This window comes from Pelagicoccus sp. SDUM812002, assembly GCF_031127835.1.
Taxonomy (GTDB): Bacteria; Verrucomicrobiota; Verrucomicrobiia; order Opitutales; family Opitutaceae; genus Pelagicoccus.
Map to the genome: position 1 here is coordinate 113528 of NZ_JARXHX010000013.1, position 17896 is coordinate 131423.

General features: G+C 53.0%; 15 protein-coding genes. 4 read left to right on the forward strand and 11 right to left on the reverse strand.

Annotated elements, in window-relative coordinates; all coding sequences use genetic code 11:
- Positions 1–7 precede the first annotated feature (7 nt).
- Together QEH53_RS17515 and QEH53_RS17520 are read left to right on the forward strand one after the other, a co-directional pair.
- Positions 8–880 carry an amidohydrolase family protein gene (locus QEH53_RS17515; protein ID WP_309024509.1) on the forward strand — a complete coding sequence of 291 codons (873 nt, stop codon included), beginning with the start codon at positions 8–10 and terminating at the stop codon, positions 878–880.
- On the forward strand, positions 877–1404 hold the full coding sequence (locus QEH53_RS17520; protein WP_309024510.1) for a gamma carbonic anhydrase family protein: 528 nt from the start codon (positions 877–879) through the stop codon (positions 1402–1404). Before QEH53_RS17515 ends, QEH53_RS17520 begins: the two co-directional genes overlap by 4 nt.
- Before the next feature lie 18 nt (positions 1405–1422).
- On the opposite strand, the gene QEH53_RS17525 is transcribed toward QEH53_RS17520, so the two are convergent.
- From QEH53_RS17525 to QEH53_RS17550, 6 genes are all read right to left on the reverse strand, one after another.
- Entirely contained in the window at positions 1423–3036 is a 1614-nt protein-coding gene (locus QEH53_RS17525) for an ATP-binding protein (protein ID WP_309024511.1), read from the reverse strand.
- Positions 3037–3185: 149 nt separating this feature from the next.
- Entirely contained in the window at positions 3186–3746 is a 561-nt protein-coding gene (gene efp / locus QEH53_RS17530; protein WP_309024512.1) for an elongation factor P, read from the reverse strand.
- 229 nt (positions 3747–3975) lie between these two features.
- Entirely contained in the window at positions 3976–4116 is a 141-nt protein-coding gene (locus tag QEH53_RS17535) for a hypothetical protein (protein WP_309024513.1), read from the reverse strand.
- Complete coding sequence (locus QEH53_RS17540; protein ID WP_309024514.1) at positions 4106–4363, reverse strand: sigma factor-like helix-turn-helix DNA-binding protein; 258 nt, start codon at positions 4361–4363, stop codon at positions 4106–4108. Before QEH53_RS17540 ends, QEH53_RS17535 begins: the two co-directional genes overlap by 11 nt.
- A gap of 75 nt (positions 4364–4438) precedes the next feature.
- On the reverse strand, positions 4439–5659 hold the full coding sequence (locus tag QEH53_RS17545; RefSeq protein ID WP_309024515.1) for a class I SAM-dependent rRNA methyltransferase: 1221 nt from the start codon (positions 5657–5659) through the stop codon (positions 4439–4441).
- Between the two features lie 20 nt (positions 5660–5679).
- The gene (locus QEH53_RS17550; RefSeq protein ID WP_309024516.1) at positions 5680–7410 is read right to left on the reverse strand and encodes a chloride channel protein; all 1731 of its coding nucleotides are present in this window, start codon (positions 7408–7410) and stop codon (positions 5680–5682) included.
- 260 nt (positions 7411–7670) lie between these two features.
- Here QEH53_RS17550 and QEH53_RS17555 point away from each other — a divergent pair, with 260 nt between their 5' ends.
- The gene (locus tag QEH53_RS17555) at positions 7671–8372 is read left to right on the forward strand and encodes a lipid-binding SYLF domain-containing protein (protein ID WP_309024517.1); all 702 of its coding nucleotides are present in this window, start codon (positions 7671–7673) and stop codon (positions 8370–8372) included.
- A gap of 227 nt (positions 8373–8599) precedes the next feature.
- Here the strand turns inward: QEH53_RS17555 and QEH53_RS17560 are convergent, their stop codons facing one another.
- From QEH53_RS17560 to QEH53_RS17575, 4 genes are all read right to left on the reverse strand, one after another.
- Positions 8600–9331 carry a hypothetical protein gene (locus tag QEH53_RS17560; RefSeq protein WP_309024518.1) on the reverse strand — a complete coding sequence of 244 codons (732 nt, stop codon included), beginning with the start codon at positions 9329–9331 and terminating at the stop codon, positions 8600–8602.
- A gap of 301 nt (positions 9332–9632) precedes the next feature.
- The gene (locus QEH53_RS17565) at positions 9633–10400 is read right to left on the reverse strand and encodes an ABC transporter permease subunit (RefSeq protein ID WP_309024519.1); all 768 of its coding nucleotides are present in this window, start codon (positions 10398–10400) and stop codon (positions 9633–9635) included.
- Positions 10397–11407, reverse strand: coding sequence for an ABC transporter permease (locus QEH53_RS17570; RefSeq protein ID WP_309024520.1), 1011 nt, complete (start codon positions 11405–11407; stop codon positions 10397–10399). Before QEH53_RS17570 ends, QEH53_RS17565 begins: the two co-directional genes overlap by 4 nt.
- Positions 11408–11470: 63 nt before the next feature.
- Positions 11471–13051, reverse strand: coding sequence for an ABC transporter substrate-binding protein (locus tag QEH53_RS17575; RefSeq protein ID WP_309024521.1), 1581 nt, complete (start codon positions 13049–13051; stop codon positions 11471–11473).
- A gap of 100 nt (positions 13052–13151) precedes the next feature.
- On the opposite strand from QEH53_RS17575, the gene QEH53_RS17580 reads away from it, so the two are divergent.
- Complete coding sequence (locus QEH53_RS17580; RefSeq protein WP_309024522.1) at positions 13152–13934, forward strand: PhzF family phenazine biosynthesis protein; 783 nt, start codon at positions 13152–13154, stop codon at positions 13932–13934.
- 479 nt (positions 13935–14413) lie between these two features.
- On the opposite strand, the gene QEH53_RS17585 is transcribed toward QEH53_RS17580, so the two are convergent.
- Complete coding sequence (locus QEH53_RS17585) at positions 14414–17884, reverse strand: hypothetical protein (RefSeq protein ID WP_309024523.1); 3471 nt, start codon at positions 17882–17884, stop codon at positions 14414–14416.
- Positions 17885–17896: the final 12 nt, after the last annotated feature.

Consider the following 17896-nt stretch of genomic DNA (forward strand, 5'->3'; position numbering starts at 1 on the left):
ATCCGATATGGCCATCGATAGCCACATCCACCTCTATCCAGCAGACGTCTACCACAGCCCCGTTGCTTGGGCTGGACCTCGGGATGAAACCTATTGGCTTTCCTGCGTAAACCCGAGTAAAGGCAAATCCCTCCAAGCGTGGAAAACCATCAGTGAGCTGCTGCACGACATGGATGCAGGAGGTATTGAAAAGGTCGCCCTTTTAGCATGGTATTGGGAATTCCACGACAGTTGCATTGAGAACTTCAGCTGGCAGCTCGAGTGGCTGAAAATGCATCCGGATCGCCTTATTTGCTTCGCTCCTTTCAACGCGAAAGGGGGCCAACCCGCCCTCGATCTGCTGGAATCCGCATTTGATGCTGGGTTCAAAGGCATAGGCGAACTGAACCCGCCCGCGCAAGGCTACGGATACGACGATCCTGTCCTCGACCAAGCGCTGCAACTTGCCGCCCAGAACAACGCCGCGGTTAATTTCCATGTAACCGACCCGACCACCCGCGACTACCCCGGGAAAATCGATACCCCTTTCGACTCCCTATTGGATCTCGCTAGCAGCCACCTAAACACTCAATTCGTATTCGCCCACCTTGGCGGATGCGAACCGCTGAGAAGCGAAGAGAGGATCCCCAACAATGTCGCTTTCGACACCGCAGTCAGCCCTCTCCTATACAAAACACCGGTGTATCGAGAATTTTGCGACAAAGTCGGGATAGAAAATGTCCTATTTGGCACCGACTACCCGCTACGTATTTTCCCGCGAGATATAAACCCACCAAATTTTTTAGGTCCATTGGTTGAATTGAGGGACAGCGGATTGAGCGCTTTCGAGATCGAGGCTATTACAAACAGTAACCCTAAACGCATTTTCAATTTATTATGACGCTTGAAGAGCAATTCGAAACCTTCCTCGCAAAAGACCCACAAGTCCCAGCCAGCGCATACGTAGCCAACGAGGCCACCGTCATCGGCGACGTGCGCCTCGGCGAGAATGCAAGCGTCTGGCCTGCTTGTGTCCTTCGAGGCGACATCAACTACATCCAAGTGGGAGATCGCTCAAACGTGCAAGACGGTACCATCGTCCACCTCGCTGATGAGTTTCCGGTGGAGATCGGAAACGACGTGACCATCGGACATGGGGCTATCATCCACGCTTGTAAGATCGAGAACGAGTGCCTGATCGGCATGGGAGCCACGGTGCTGGATGGCTCAGTCATCGGCCATAACTCCATCATCGGAGCTGGCTCGCTTGTCACGCCTCGAACCATCATACCTCCGGGAAGCATGGTCATGGGAGCGCCGGCTAAGGTGAAACGCACCCTTTCCGAAGAAGAACAATCCAAGATAAAAGGCTGGGCTGCCAAATACGTAAAGGTTTCTGCCGCGCATAAAGCTCGCTTCCAGTAGCGAACAAACGGATACACGTTACTCTATTGGCAGCTCAACGAAAAAGGTGCTTCCTTTTCCCTTTTCGCTATCTAGGGAAACGGAACCTCCTACTCCATCTATCAAACGCTTGACGATCGCGAGGCCTAGACCAGAACCACCGAATTCGCGAGTTGTGCTGTCATCCTCTTGCACAAAATCCTCGAAGACTGCCTTCTGGCGAGACTTTTCGACTCCAACTCCAGTATCCGTAACTTTGATACTCAAACGTCTCCCTTTTCGTTTATCACCTTGAATAGCGTTCAGCTCCAGGGAAATGGACCCCTTTTTGGTAAATTTCACCGCGTTGCTCAGCAAATTCCAAAGCACTTGTCGCAGTACCAAAGGGTCAATTACAATCGTATTGTTGTCCGGTAGGACGCCCGACCAATGCAGTTCTATGGATTTCCTTTCGGCTTCGACTTTTAGTAGCCGAATGATCGGTTCGCATATTTCATACAGATGCACCGGTTCGGGCCGCGCGACGAAGGCATCTTGCTCCAATCGACTCAGGTTCAAAATGTCAGAAAGCAATCCGCTCAGAGCTTCCGCCGAACTTATGATGGTCGACGTTAGCTCCCGTTGCTCCTCGTTAAGTTCTTCCATCTCCAAGAGTTGAGCCACTCCTGAAATGCCATTGAGCGGGGTACGAATCTCATGGCTCATAATTGCTAGGAACCTAGACTTCGCCCGGCTCACGCTCGCCTCGACCTCACGACTTTTGACCAGACGGAGGACATATATGTTTAGCAGTATTGAGATCACCACGACGAGGCCGCTCGCAAACCAAACGAAAAGATCAATCCAATAGCCATTGGGAGCTTCAGTAGCCCAACCCTCTTTCGGACGAACGCCCATCTGCCAGTCACCCGAAAAAAGTCGGATCGGCTCCTTGAGCGATCGTGCTTCAAATATCTCCGGATCTCCAAAAAAGACTTCGCCCTCCGCCCCTCTCCCATCCTTTCCGCGCAAAGCAATTTCGATAGTAAGCGAGTCGTCGAACAAACCCGCATCCTCGAGCAACTGATCGAGATAGATCGGAGTCGATACGATACCCCAAAATCCCGAGTCGTCGTAAACGGGGAAACGCCCGACAATAGCGATGCCGCCTTGCACGAGGGCCAAAGGACCAGCAATTACCGGCTTGCCCCCTTCCTTCACTTCCAAGGCTGCTTTTCGCTGAGCAGGGGTTTCCAGGTAGTCGAGCCCCAATGCCGCCTCGTTCCCCTCCATCGGATAGATATACCGAATGACGAGATCAGGAGCGGCGGCAATATTGACGAGTCCCGGCTTCGCATCAAATATGGAGGCCGCAAACCTCTGGTAATCTTCCTGGGACAAATCAGGATATAGGGATATGTAGGCTCCAAGACTGGTAACAAGATAGAACGAAGAGAGAGTTTCCGCTTCCAATCGGTAGCGAATCGAGTTCGCCTCCAAACGTACCGTCTCCTCTTGTGACTTAATCTGTTTAGTCAAATCCGCCTCCCGCATGGAACTGCGGAGGTAGTTCGCTCCGAAGATAACAACGACCGAAAAAATGCCCACCACCGTCCATTGAACAACACTTCTGACAGGAAAGGTGCGGCGAGGCTTACGGTGGTTGTAGTCCATAATAAAATTTAGGAATTTGCTTCCGGGTCGTCGTCAAGCCTGAGCCAGAAAGAGCTTCGGAGAGAATCCGGCAATCTTGAACGCAAAAAAGCGCCGACCTTCTCCCGAAGGTTCGGCGTTTCATAAAAAAGACAAGTGAGGGCCGATGTTTAAGCGCGTCCTTGGTAGCTCTTGTCCTCAGGACGGATCTTAATGATTTCCCCTTCCTTAATGAAAATCGGCGTTTTCACTTCGATACCCGTTTCCATGACCACCGTCTTCTGAACGTTTCCAGAGGTATCGCCGCGAACCGCCTCTGGAGCCTCGATCACCTTCATCTCAACGGACGATGGAAGCTCCACGCCCATTGCATTTCCATCTACGAAGAAAATCTGGTAGCTCTTACCTTCGATTAGAAAGTCCTTCGCGTCGCCAACCACCTCCTGAGTGATTTCGATGGTCTCGTAAGTTTCGAGATCCATGAACGCGTACATGTCACCGTTCGGGTAGGAGTATTCGAGGTCCTTAATTTCCTTGTGTAAGACCTCGTAAGAGTCGCCCACATTCGTGCGGTTGTGGATGACCTTGCCAGTCTTCAGGTTCTTGAGCTGCATCTGGCAGAGCGCAGACATGTTCGGCGGAGCAACGATTTTACATTCGATCACCAAGCAGGGTTGCTTCTCGTATTCGATGACGTTGCCGCGGGAGATTTTATTTACCTTGGTAGCCATAAGAGGGACAACGAGTACCAACGATGACGTTTTTGTCCAGTCTCCTTTGAGAGGGTCGATCTGACTCAAAGAGAATGCAGCTCTCACCTCATCGGACGTCTCTCTCGCAAAAACATCACCACCGCAAAAAACACAAACCCTACGGCTTCGTAATACTGGAAATACTCACGCTTCTCGAAGAACGGCTCCGAAGCCACCGCCAGCGCTACACCCAGAAAACCGCCTATCGTTACGACTTCAAAAGCGCCAGGCTGAACCTGACGGCAGAGGCTTGCTTGTCCACTAGGCGCTTCAGTCCTACTCGATCGAAGGCGAAAAGCGAACGCTTCTCTTGTGCATCCCAAATCACCTGCATTTCTTCAAAGTTCATTCGATTCTTCCTCTCCTAATATTTCCGTAAGTCTTTTCCGAATACGCGTCAGCTTCACACCGACATTGCTCTCTGCATACCCCAATACTTCCGAGATTTCTCGATAGGAAAACCCGTCGAGCATCAGCAACGTCAACGAACGGTCCACCTCGTTTAGCTCAGCAATCCGCTCGTAAAGCCAATTGAGCCTCGGGTCTTCAATGCTGTGGTCCACGAAAAGCGAGCCGGCTTCGCCTGCGCACTCCACGATAACGTTAGCGTCGTGCCAGCGATAATTCCTTACAGCAAAAGGATCTTTATTCTACTCATCGCTTCGAGAAACCTACCAAACGATCGACCAGATCGCCTTCAAGTAACGGCTTTCCGGGCAATTCGACATCACCGGGTGGTCACTGCCAGCTCCCGTGCGATCTAGGATTTGCAGACGCCGTCCCGCGCGATGAGCCGAGCGAATTGCCATGCTCTCGAATTCCTCGGCTGAGAGTTGCCCCGAGCAAGAATAAGTAGCCATGACCCCTCCCGGTCTCACGAGCGTGCAAGCGAGTTGGTTCAAGTCTTCGTATTTTTTCATGCCCTCCGGTTGTTGTTCCTTGCTGAAGATCAGTTTCGGTGGGTCGAGGTTGACCAAATCCCATTGGCGGCCATTGCGCTGCATCTGACGCATGAACGAAAACGCGTCGCAATGCGTCCAGTTGATGCGGGCCTGACCGTTAAGGTTCGCGTTACGCTTACCTTGAGCAATCGCCTTTTCATCGAGATCGACTGCAGTCACGTCCGCAGCCTCTCCCAGAACGCTGGCGTTTAGAGCGAAGCCACCTGTGTAACAGCAAACGTCGAGAACCTCCTTGCCTTTGGCAAACTCGCCGAATCGCTTTCGATTGTCTCGTTGATCGCAGAAAAATCCAGTCTTATGCCCGTCGCGAAAGTCCGCTTCATAGCGAATCCCATGCTCCTCGAACTTCGCGAAGCGGATGTCGTCAGAAAGGCTTTCATCGATACGAATTCCCTCCAAGTCAGCGATCTTTTGGTCTACCTCGACAATTGCTTCGGAGGCACCGAGTCTTTCCTTCAAGTACGGTATCCACTCACCAAGACGCTCGTAGACTCCGTACGAATGTACTTGAACACTCAATACAGTCCCCAGCTTGTCTACCACGAGCCCGCTCAGTCCATCGCCATCCGAGTGGATCACACGATATGCCTCAGAGCTCGCATCGAGAGACACAGCTTCCCGACGCAAAGAAATCGCCCGATCGATCAATTCCAAGAAACCTGATTCCTCGAAAACCACGTCGCCATGGCGATACATCCGCAGCGGCACCCGTGCCTTTCCGTTATAGAGGCCCGAACCAAAAATCTCTCCCTTGCGGTCGTAGACAGTGACGATATCGCCCGCGGCTGCGTCGGCCGAAACCTTTCCCAACATCGACTTGTAGATCGTGGGATGAAACGTGAACGTCTTAATTTCGACCCAAGGCGTTCGGCGACCTGCCGTTGATGCAACCGGCTTTTCGCCGCCCTTACGCTTCCAAACGTTTTCCATATTCACTTCCTTAAATGCTCTTAATCCCCTTTGGTTTCCTGAAGAAACTGCTGTCGCGTAATGTCATGTAATGTGACTACCCCAACGACTCGCCCCTCGTCCAATCGACTGACCACCGGAAGGGCAATCCACTCCGTATTCACAAACTGCTTAGCCGCCTCTCGAATCCGAGTATCTGGATACACCTTCGGAAAGGTGTCGGAGATGAAGATATCTTGGACCTGCTTTTTGGGAGACTGAGCGCTAACGATCTTAACACCTTTACGATGAACCAATCCGACATAGTGCATCTCGTCATCAACGACTGGATACACCTTAAATCCCTCGCCTTTGATTTTGTCCCAAGCATCAGACAGAGACATTTTCGCCCCCAAGGTATGAACCGTGTTCGTCATAATCGAACCCACTGGCATATTTTGCCATCCTTGGCTCGGTCGTAAGATCGGAAACTTGCGAAGGTTGATTCCATCTTGAATGAGTAGTGCCTCGTAGATCGGCACATCGCGCAGCTTGGTTGCGATTGCGTAGGAAATCAGGTTGGCGAGCATGATCGGCAGGATCAAGTTATAGTCTCGAGTTAGCTCGAAGATAATAAGGATCGACGTCACCGGAGCCCGTATCACACCTGCGAAAAGCGCGCCCATCCCCACCAGAGCGAGAACATGCGGCAGCAAATCCGCATCTCCGCTCACCTTCTCCGCCAGCACACCCACCGCTCCACCCAGCATTGCTCCGATAAATAGAGTCGGCGCAAAGATGCCGCCCGAACCACCGCTCGAATAGGAAAAGATCGTGGCGGCAAATTTGCCCACGAAAAGAGCGATTAAAACGCCCAGCCCCAAGCTTCCTGCCAACGCGGCCGACAGATCCAAGTAGCCAATTCCAAAGACACCCATGTGCCCAAGATTCTTATACACCAACGCGCCCACGCACCCTGTCAGCAATCCGCCTAGTCCCGGCATCATCCAGCTGTAACGACCACGCACCAGCTTCACTCGCTCGCGAGCCCGTAGCAGGCACTCGACAAACGCGTGCGAGACGAAACCCGCCAACACGCCAAGCACCACGCTCATGGCCAAGCTCATACCCGATAAGTGGTCCGGATGAAGAGGCACCTGAAACATGGAATCAGTCCCCAGCAGAGAACGCTCGATCACCGCGGCGATCACCGCCACCATCACGATCCCGGCGAAAGCCTTGTGCTTCATGTCCCCCATGATCTCCTCGATCGCGAACACGATTGCAGCCAGAGGCGTATTGAAAGCCGCCGCTATACCGCCCGCGCAGCCCAAGGGGATCAAAGCCATGATCTGGCGTGGTGCCAAACCAAACCAACGTCCCACCCATGATGCGATTGCAGCAGATAGGTGTACCGTCGGCCCTTCCCGCCCCAAGCTGGCTCCCGTTCCAATCGAAGCTGTCCCCAACAAGAACTTTCCCAACGCCGCCCGGAAACGGATGCGTCCAAACTTCAGAAAATATGCGGCCTTTACTTGCGGGATTCCGCTCCCCGCCGCTTCGGGCGCCCAATGCTTGATCAGAAACCCGACGAAGAGACCTCCCAAAGCCGGAAGGACAATCAAGCCGACGACGCCAAGCCAGCCGGGGATTTCGCTCACCCGATAGATCCAGCTATGCTCCGCCCAATGGATAGACTGGTGGAATGCCACCGCGCTAAGACCGCTCAAAACTCCGATCAAGATTGCCAAAACGTTGAAACGGCTCCTTTGGCTCAAGGCTAGCCGTTCCATCAAATCCGATATCCAGCGCCGGGATACACGGTAAAAAGATCTATCACTTCGTGACATGCAGGGCGCTAAGAAACCACACCTACGCCTCATAACAACTCTATAGTGTCTCAAATCCCTTCGCCGCGCCCAGCGCAAGTCCTCTGCCCTCTGAAACATCTTCTGTTGCAAAAATCGGTGCCTCGGTCAAATAATCGCTTCCAATCCACGGCATCGTGCTGCAAAAGGAACCTCTTACCCAAGCGCCAATCCCACATATAGTTATGAAGCAAATCAACCGGATCGCCCTTGCCTGCCTAGGCCTCGCCTTTCTCGCGGCAACTGCCAACGCCGCTCCCAAGCGCGAGAAGCTCGTAGAAAACATCGTTGCCGGCGAATACGTACTTGAGGAAATCATGGCAGACCCAGCCACTGCCATCCCATCCGATATCCTCAAAGACGCCCAGGGAATCATTTTCACCCTGAACTACCGTGGCGGATTTATGGTAGGCGGTCACGCCGGGCACGGCATCCTTATCGCAAAGAATCCGATCAGCGGAGAATGGGGCGTTCCTGCATTCGTCCGCACCGGTGGAGCCACCATCGGCCTACAGCTCGGAGTCAAGGAGTTCGACGCGGTCTACGTGATCATGGATCTCGACACCGTGCGCAAAGCCTACACTGGCCGCATCGACTTCGGAGCAGATGCTGCAGCCGTGGCTGGCCCGCTCGAAAGCTCCCGCGAAGCTCGCCAAAACATCGACTACAAGAACGCCAAGATCCTTGTCTATTCCAACAAGAAGGGCCTCTTCGCTGGTGTTGCAGTGAAAGCAGGTTGGGTTTCTCCAAACAACAAGGGCACCCAAGCGTTCTACAACACCGACTATAACATGCCGGAAATCGTGATGAGCGATTGGTTCGAGCTTCCTCCTGAAGCCAACGCCCTTCTCCAGCGCCTCAACTACTACACCCGCGGCGGCCGTTAAGAGTAACTCACCCAACGAATAATTTAGCAAAGGCCCATCCCACTCGGATGGGCTTTTTCGTATACTCCCTACAGCACGAAGCTTCCTCCCGCGACCGCATCTCAAGATTTCATCAAAGTCGCTCGAGCTCTTCCAACCTCATCGAGAGAGAGGAGAGCTTTTTCGCAAAAAAAAACGTGCACCAAGACGGTGCACGTTAGATGATTATTTACGGTTAAAGCTCAATATTAACGCTTAAAGCGACGAGCAACTCCGGAAAGGACGATCAATCCAAGGCCGAGCATGCTAAGGGTGCTCGCTGAATCAGGGACGGTTGCTGGAGGAGGAGGTGCGACGTATACGCTCGCATTAAGACCAGCGACATAGAAATCTTCGCTTGGCCCACCGGTTGGATCAGAGATACCTGCGGAATGGGTGAAGCTAAACACAGAACCTGTCAAATCGAGGAACACAGAGCCAACACCCTTAGGCAGGGCATATGACATACCATTCAGCAAAAATGTCGCGCCATCGACCCAGTTCTGCACCCCATGCTTGTCTGCACGAAGCTCAACCTTCGACAGGGTCACGACCTGGTCAAAGGTAAGGATCAGCGTCTCACCCCTATCGATGTTGTCGTCAGAAGTTTTGATGGGCTTAGTCGTCTTATAGACACCTAATCCAGCGCCTCTAAGGTCGGACCAGCCCGCTGTGCTGTCCTGAACTGCAACTGCAGCGTTACCGTTGTACGTTGCCGAAGCGGTTACAGACAGGCCTTCATTGACGTAAGTCAAAGTGGGTGAGCCCACCATGTCGTCGGCGTTAAAAAAACCGTCTATCGGCAGGAAATCGCCTGCTCCATTTGGTTTATCGAGTTTGTAAAAATCGAAGCTGATGGCTCCGACAGAAGAAACAGCGCCGAGAGCGGCGATTGCGAACAGGAACGAAGGTATCGTTTTCATTTTAATATTGGCACCCATGAGCTTCCAAAGAATTTCGAAACTCAGGAACCAAGTTGCTTAAACTCGGCCATAAATTGATCCGCGTATCGCGCCAGTTGTTAAGCGCCTGTTGGTGATCATATTAAAAATTTTATCGAGTCCCAGCCCCTCAACCCCTAGTGTAAACTTTCCATACAAACCTTAGGAAATTTTCCCCATAAACGTTCCTTTCTAATTGTAGAACAACAACTTAAGAAACCCGTAAGAAAACTCGATACCTTTTCAGAAAAGCTTACAGAACTTCATACATGGGAGGGTCTCAGGTAGGGTGGGACCAAACCTAAGACCGAATCAAGCGCACCATTCCCAAAACCGAGCAGAGCGCCACACCCGGCCAAATTACAAAAGCTGGGCTGTGCAGCAGCAAGCCCTGCCCCGCCCGCAGAAGCGTTCCCAGCTCCGCCCAATTCGGATCCCCCGCCAATCCGAGAAAGGTCAATGCGCTCAACTCAAGGAGCGCGAATGCGAATACGAGCTTCCATAGTCCCAGTAGCTGAGGCCACAAGTTAGGCCAAATCGTGAACACGAAGCGGTGGCAGATCGAACCGCCAATCGCTCGACTCGCTTCGACATAAGCGGTCGCGTTTAGCTCGCTCCATATCACTCGAAGTTGCCGGAAGGCGAACGGCACTCCCGCCGCCCCGATCGCGAGAGCCAAGGAGCTTGCTCCCCTTTCCATAAAGGTCACGACTAGCAGCCCGATGAAGATCGCCGGTAAGGCGATACCAAAGGAAACCAAAGTCCTTACCACCTGCCCCAATAAGCTCCCCCCCATTCGCTCAGCCATCAGAAGCAAAGCTGAAACTAGCAACGCCCCCAAGCTTCCTAGCAACGCGAACGAAATAGAATTCCCCGCTCCTCTCCAGATACGGCTAAAATAGTCCTGGCCTAATCGGTCCACCCCAAACCAATGCTCCATACTAGAGCCACTAATTCGCAAATCGAAGAATGCCTGCTCGTAAGGATCGTAAGGCGTCCATAGAATCCCCGCCAAAAGCAAGGTCATCAGGCCGAATACGATTCCGTTTATCCACCGACCCTCGCTCACTCGCCCTCCTCCTTTTTCGGATTGAGCTGAAAGACGATCAGGTCCGAAACGAAAGCGACGAAGATCACCAAAAGCACGAGAAAAGTGAGAATGTTCTGGGCCACGAAAACGTCACGCTCAAGGATCGCCGTCACCAAATAACGACCGATTCCCGGCCAAGAGAAAACAGTCTCCGTTAAAAACGCTCCGCCCAGCAAAGCCCCGAAGGACGTTCCAACTACAGTGATCGTCGTACCCGCAGATACTCTCAGCAAGTGCCGCCACAAGATCCGAGCAGTGCCATAACCTCGCGATCGCAAAGCCACGATAAATGCCTGCAATTCGGGCTCCTGCAAGCGGGCGTAAGTCACCGACGCAACGCTTGCCGCCGGAAAAACCGACAAACAAACCGCCGGAAGAGCGAGATGCTTGAACGCAATTCCTAGCGAGGCGAGGTCTCCGGAAAAGACTGTATCCAAAAAGAGAAACCCGGACCTTCGACTCGGCTGAATCGACGCCATATCGAAGCGCCCTCCCATCGGAAACCATCCCAGCCAAAGCGAAAAGACCACCAACAGCACAATCCCTATCCAAAAAATGGGCACTACCAAACCGATTGTGCCAATCCCATTCGCCAAACGAGACATCGAGGGGTAGCTGCCTAGCGCGCCAAAGAGGGCCACACTCAATCCAAGAGCGACCCCCAACAACATGGCACTGAAGCTCAGCTCCAAGGTGGCAGGCATGAAGGCAAAAAAGTCCACCGTAGTGGCTTGCCCACTACCCAAACTCCTGCCCCAATCCCCTGTCAGAAATTGCTTTTGCGAGAGGATGTATCGCTCCACGAACGAACGATCCAAGCCAAGCCGTTCCCGCTCGATCGCTACTCGCTCCGCATTGACTACCTTGCCAAAGCGAAGCTCCACCGGATCGCCTGGAATCGCATTTATCGCCGCAAAGATCGCTAGGCTCGCAAAAACGTAGAGAGCGAGGAAGAACGGAATCTTTCTGAGCAGAGCCAGCAGCACGGCTAGGACTACAAACGCCTGATCGAAGCGAAGCGATTCAGAAAACGCTTTCTGTCGCGAAACCTACTTCACCCTAATTTCGCTCAGGCGAAGATCGCCAATTTTCTGCAACTGAAATCCCTCGAACTGCGAACTAAGCACTACAATATTGTCACCGTGGCAAAGTGGCAACAGCGGTAAATCTCTCTTCCATATAGCAATAGCCTCCTCATAGAGTTCTGCCCGCTCCGCCGTTTTGGTAGTCTTGCGAGCGGTCAAAAGCAGCTCGTCCATCTCTGGGTTTCGATAGAAGCTGTAGTTAGTCGCAGTACCCTTTTCCGCAGCCCAGCTTCCAAAGAACACGCTCAGGAAATTGTCTGTATCTCCATTGTCTCCCACCCATCCGATGAGGGCAGTTTCGAAGTCACCGTTGCGAAGCCTATCGAGTTGCGTCTTGAAATCCAAGGACACGACCTTTGCAGGGATGCCGATCGCCTCGATCTGACCCTTCATAAATGTCGCGGCAGTAACCGGATCGGGCAAGTACGGCCGAGGGGCATTCATAACTAAAATCTCCAATGGCTTGTCACGAAAGAGGTCCACGAAAGGAGCAGCTAATTTGCGGGCGCGCTCAAGGTCGTAAATGATCTTGTCCTCAACGCTCGGATACCCGAGAAAGCCCTTGGGCAGCGGATAGGAAGCAGGTCGCCCCGCTCCTTCTAAAGCCACCGTGGCAAATGCCTGTTTATCTGTCCCCAGAGCAATAGCCTTCCGTAGTTCGAGGTGCGAGAGTCGCTCCGTTTCCAGGTTAAACGCCATGTATCCCACATTTAGCCCAGCCTCCTCGTAGACAGTCAGGTTTGGATCGTTCCTCAAGGCAGCTACCTCGGTAGGTTGGAGCCCGTCCATGCCATGAATGGCACCCGACTTCAGCTGGAGCAATCGTGTCGTATTGTCCGGCACCACCTTGAGCACGAGACGCTCGAAAGCGGGTGCCTCTCCCCAGTAATCCGGATTACGTTCCAGAATGACCGCTTCGTTGCGACGCCACTCCTTTAGACGGTAAGGCCCCGTACCGATTGGATTTCGCTGCATCTCGCTTCCATATGTATCCAAAGAACTAGGACTAATTAACCATGCCGGAAAGATCGCCAACGAGCGCAGCATCGAAGCATTCGCCTGAGAAAGACGGATCTCCAACTCCATCTTGGCAACCGCTTCGACTGCAACCACATCCTGATAGAGGTAGCTCCAATACGAAAATGCCGCTTCTGGAAGATGGGCAGGATGGCTCTCGTCCATTTGTCGGAGAAAAGAAAACGCAGCTGCCTCGGCATCAAGGGGAGTGCCATCGTGAAACTGAACTCCTTCCCGAATTTTAAAACGGTACACCAGTCCGTCGGGCGATACTGAATACGACTCCGCGAGCCAAGGCTCGATTTCCAGCGTACCACTTTTGAACCGCACTAGGCCCTCACAAATCTGGGTAAGCGTATTGACGGACTCTCCATCATCTATATCCGCCGGATCCAGCTTTTGAGCGTCGCTACCCCGGGCGAAGACAAAAACTTGAGGAGCCTCGTTCGGTGTATCCGCTTTCGGACCACATCCAGCAAGCGCGAATAGAGTTAGGACTAGGCACAAGGCAATCTGACACTTCATCATTGCTCACCATGCAATCAATCCGGCCCCACAACGCAACCCTCTTGACCTGTGGTGGAGCGAGACATTGGCTACTGCCTCAATCATCCCAAGCCTTATCGCCATGAAACTGCCGCTCGTTACCGTAAACGCATTCGCATCCGAACCCTTCTCCGGCAACCCCGCCGCAGTCGCCTTGTTGGATGACTGGCTCGACGTTGCCATCATGCAGTCTATCGCTGCTCAGAACAACATCTCCGAAACCGCGTTTCTGGTAAAGTCGGCCACCGGGGCGTACAAGATTCGCTGGTTCACACCGGCCGTGGAGGTACTGCTGTGCGGCCATGCTACCCTCGCTAGCGCCTTCGCGCTGCGTGAGCACTTCGGCGAAACGTCGGACACGATATTTTTCGAATCGAAAAGCGGTCCGCTCTCGGTCAGTTGCGACGGCAGCCTCTACACCCTCGATTTTCCCTGCCAAGCTCCGAAACCGACCTCGACACCTAGTTGGTTCACAAACGCCTTCGGCGCACACCCCGTGGAGTTTCACGCGTCCGCCTACTCCCTCGCCATCTTTCCTTCCCAGGAAATTGTCGCCGCTCTCGAGCCCGACTTGTCGCTTCTCGCTCGCACTGCAAACTCCAACGTGATCGTTTCCGCACCGGGCAATTTGCATGATTTTGTATCCCGTTTTTTCGCTCCAGCAGATGGCATAGACGAGGACCCGGTCACAGGTTCAGCACACTGTATTTTAACCCCCTACTGGGCAAAGCGTTTGAACAAAACGAAGCTGCGTGCGCGCCAGATAAGCCCCCGCGGCGGAGAGCTCCTCTGCCAACTCGCCGGCGATCGCGTGCGAATAAGCGGCCAAGCTCAACTCTACAGCAAGGCGACGATCCACATCTGAGAAGCTGTTGACTCGGACGGACCGGTTCCTCCCGGCAAGCCTTACAGGAGGCGGATTTTGAGTGATTTCGATCTGAATGCCCTCAGTTTGGCCAGACGGACTCCTGTAATAGAAATTGTCTTCAGGAAAACGAGCTGTGAGCCAAAAAAGCGCCAGGTCCGAAGACCTGGCGTTTGATTTTCTAATTTAGGCAATCGGATTAACGAGCACTTCGCCGATATCGTCCTTTGGACGCACCAACGAAAACAGCAACACCGCACCCTGCATACGACAGCACGAGAGCGATGGACGAGTGGCTTGTGAACCAGAGTACTATTTCATTCATTGGATTAATGTGGCTGAATTTTCGAGTTTAGCCTCGCAACCCAAATAGCAAAATCGGCGCCAGCGAATTTCGCCTCTCAAAATCGCGTAAAAAAACGCCAGGCTAAAAACCTGGCGTTTCGTAAACAGACGGGAGCTAACGCTCCTAAATAAGCCTATTGATAAAGGCTGGGATCTGCGCCGATACAGCCATTGAGCTTTTCGCGATACTCCTCAGAACGGAAAGTCTCGAGGCGGCGCGCGATTGCTCGATGCAAGCGTTCTTCCTCGATACGATCGCCCATCCCTTCGTTGATATCGGTGGCCAAATACGTATCGAGGTACTCTAGGTGACGCTCCCACAGGCGAACATCTACCTGTTGCTTAGCGTCGAGGCGGGCCTTGTACCAATCGCTCTTTACCATCTCCTCGTACTCGAAGAGCTTGCGGAACTCAGCGTCGTGGTAAGTCATCCCTTCGTATTCGCCGTGCGCCATGACGTTAAGCAGGGCCTTTAGCGGCGGACACGCCGCGTCGATAGAGCCATCTTCGAAATAGTTGAGCGCTACGGATCGCTGCGTCTCTACGATATTCTTGATGCCATCGACGAAAGCGTCCATATCCTGCTGTTCGGGACGGAGGATGTGCTCGGGGAACACGGAACGTGGATTCGAGAACACACGACCCCCGTAAGCTTGAACGAATTCGCTCGTAATACGGTATCCCAAACGGCTAGCCTCGATCTTGTTACCCTTGTATTCGAAATCTTCGCACACCTCGAGATAGCCCTTTTCGATCATGTAGGAAGATCGACGCTCGTTCGGTTTCATGCGGCACCAGATTTCTGGAACGAGCAAACTAATGTCGTGATCGCAACGGAAGTTCGGACCTACACAACCAGCGGACGAGATGAAGCACTCGTATCCAGTAACGATATACGATACGAGAGCGTTATTCATATCCACGATTGGAAGCAACGCGTTGAAAGGTCCCTTGGTTAGAGCCCCCTCTGAACCAGCTCCGGTAGTCGACGGTGACTTACCGGTCAAACTCGCGATGAAGTCCATGAACGCTTCTGGTAGCTCCTGATAGTGAATCGGCCCAAAAGGAGCGAGAGCGCGGATACCTTCGGACGGACCATTGTTACGACGACCCGGCAATACGCAATTCACTGGGAAGTGAGGAGCGGCACCCGGAGCCAAACGTCGATATAGGGATGCACCGATTTTCGCTACGTAGACGCTGCGCTCATCCTCTAGATCGAGACGGTTCTGCAAGTAGCGAGGGTTCTTAGTGGGCACTCCATCAACCAAACGCGGGTTGGACGAAGAGATGGCATACTCAGGTTTTTCCGAAGCGTTAAACTCCAAAATCGTGCGCTGCATATTTTCGGTAAACTGTCCGAAACGGATCGCATCCTTGACCATCTCTTTCGTGTATTCGCGATTGAGTGGCTCGTAGTTGGAGAAGAATACACCGTTAGTGGAGAAGTCCTTCTCAGTGGTCTTGTCGTATCCGCGGTGAATCGCTTCGTCCGGACGCTGGAAGAGGCGGTACTCGCAGTTCTGGATGAACTTGAGTGAGCGAAATCCCTCTGCTCCGCGATCGAGACCCTCTAGCAACTCAGCTGGGACCACTACCGAAGACGATATGTCGTCTTCCGTTTGAATCTTCGAAGCTGGATAGAAGTCCTTACGAAGGCTGAATACGCGCCAAGAGCCATCTTCCGCGAAACCGACTCTCAAGTATTGCGAGATAAGCTTCTGGTCACGGTACTTTAGCTCGTTACCGGGACGACCATTCACGATGTCCACGCTGAAACGGTCGCGCCAGTCGGCACCCCAGTCCTCCTTGTAGAAGCGCTTTACGACCAGCACGATATCGATCACGTAGCCGGGCAACCCCTGCAGCCACTCGTTGTATTCGTCCGTATAAGACGGTGAAGTAGATAGCAGCTTGATCACGGAACCGAGCGAACGGTCTGTGCTGAGCAGAGGTCGAGAATCCTTGCGATTCAGCTTATCGTCTTTGTACCGATCGCCGTAGTCCTTGCTGACTACCTCTTCCACGAGATCGAAATCTTTCTTGAGATCCGCGGTGAAAACAGGCCCCGCCACGATCGCATCCGTTAGCGACTTGGAAATCTCGGACTTGCCACCTCCTGAAACAGTACAGGGCTTATGGCAATAGGTTCCCACCGCACTCGTTCCGAGCAGTCTCCAGCGGCGGCCCGCCATCGGCTGTTTCATCTCCACTTTGTAACCGGAAGGAAGAACATAAGTATTGTCTGGCTGAAGCGCCAGGCTGTGCTCGACACCGTCCAGCACCCAACTGATCTGTTGATCCTGTAGCGTGAAGCGGGCACCTTCAGGTACGTAGTAAATATCTGGATACCTCTTATCGATCGCGTAACCCTCTGGCTTGAAATCCGCCGAATCACCGAGGGCCCGCACCGCTTCTTCATAAGTGTGGTCAACCGTCAGCGTGTACTTACTCAGGTGGAAATCCTCGCCAAGATCGTACGCGGCGAAAGCGAGAGCGCCGCCCGCGTGTTCTTCTTCAACATTCCCGTAGAGATTAGAGGCATAGGAGATCTGAGTCTTCACCTCCTTCTTGCAGTACCCGTAGTAGTTATCCGCGATGAGCGTTACCACTACACCGCGCGCATCGCGGGTAGTAATCTTGAAAGCGCCGCCGTCGTTGTAGAGCTCATCCTCGCTTTCCCAGCACATGCCGTCCTTTTTCTGACGCTCGGTGGCTTCGGAAATATGAGGTAGGCCCAATTCCTTCTTTTTGGTGCGAACGAGGTGCGGAGCCAAAATCACACAGCCCGTGTGTCCGGACCAGTGCTTCACATCGAGACCTGAATCGTTCTCCGCGAGGAAGGGATCCCCAGCGTTTCCGAATATAGACTCAACGAAGTCAAGGTTACTGGTCATGTTGCCCGGAGCAAAGAAACGGATCTCCATTCGTTTCTCCTCAGTCACTCCTGGTACCTGCGGTTGGACGAGCGGGCGCAGCAGAATAGACGCGAACGTGCGTGCCTTTTCTTCCTGGGCCGCTGTAAAGGGTAGCTCGAGCAGGCTATCTGGCGGGGTCAACGCCACCGCTAAGAGATTCGCAAACACTTTGAGTGGGACCTGCTTTTTATCAGCGGGAATAGGCAATCCGCCTTCCGCCACGTGGAAAACCCCTTTAGTCGTGCGGCGGTCGCTCTTCGGGTTGTTCAAGACACCTTGCTTGGTGCGAAACGAGCTCACGATGTCCGATTCGAAACAATCTTCATTCGGCGGCAACGAGAGGGCGCGAGCCATTCCATGACGCTCCAGCACGAGCGTCTCTTTAGGCAACCAAGTACGTTCTTCCAAGCCCAATGGCTTGAAGAGGTCTTCCAAGTACTTTTGGATACGTTGATCGACAGGACATAGGTGCTGCTTGAGAAGTCGGTTCTTCTCCTGCACGCTCTTCAGCAACGAACTTCCCATCTGCAAGAATGGGAACTCTTTCTCTTCTCCATAAATCGGCAATCCGCGCGAACGCAGCTTTATATTTAGATACTCCGTGAGCTGACTCTCGTCGTAGCAGTTTTTGCCCGTTTCTGGGTCAAATCCGATTTGTGTCTTTAGGTCGGGACTTTGCGTATCCATTTTCTTTTACTT

Excerpts from the sequence above, each read along its gene's own strand:
- QEH53_RS17560 (WP_309024518.1), bottom strand. The coding sequence starts at position 9,331 with ATGGGTGCCAATATTAAAATGAAAACGATACCTTCGTTCCTGTTCGCA.
- QEH53_RS17535 (WP_309024513.1), bottom strand. The coding sequence starts at position 4,116 with ATGAACTTTGAAGAAATGCAGGTGATTTGGGATGCACAAGAGAAGCGT.
- efp (WP_309024512.1), bottom strand. The coding sequence starts at position 3,746 with ATGGCTACCAAGGTAAATAAAATCTCCCGCGGCAACGTCATCGAATAC.
- QEH53_RS17525 (WP_309024511.1), bottom strand. The coding sequence starts at position 3,036 with ATGGACTACAACCACCGTAAGCCTCGCCGCACCTTTCCTGTCAGAAGT.
- QEH53_RS17580 (WP_309024522.1), top strand. The coding sequence starts at position 13,152 with ATGAAACTGCCGCTCGTTACCGTAAACGCATTCGCATCCGAACCCTTC.
- QEH53_RS17550 (WP_309024516.1), bottom strand. The coding sequence starts at position 7,410 with ATGGAACGGCTAGCCTTGAGCCAAAGGAGCCGTTTCAACGTTTTGGCA.
- QEH53_RS17515 (WP_309024509.1), top strand. The coding sequence starts at position 8 with ATGGCCATCGATAGCCACATCCACCTCTATCCAGCAGACGTCTACCAC.
- QEH53_RS17575 (WP_309024521.1), bottom strand. The coding sequence starts at position 13,051 with ATGATGAAGTGTCAGATTGCCTTGTGCCTAGTCCTAACTCTATTCGCG.
- QEH53_RS17520 (WP_309024510.1), top strand. The coding sequence starts at position 877 with ATGACGCTTGAAGAGCAATTCGAAACCTTCCTCGCAAAAGACCCACAA.
- QEH53_RS17545 (WP_309024515.1), bottom strand. The coding sequence starts at position 5,659 with ATGGAAAACGTTTGGAAGCGTAAGGGCGGCGAAAAGCCGGTTGCATCA.
- QEH53_RS17555 (WP_309024517.1), top strand. The coding sequence starts at position 7,671 with ATGAAGCAAATCAACCGGATCGCCCTTGCCTGCCTAGGCCTCGCCTTT.
- QEH53_RS17585 (WP_309024523.1), bottom strand. The coding sequence starts at position 17,884 with ATGGATACGCAAAGTCCCGACCTAAAGACACAAATCGGATTTGACCCA.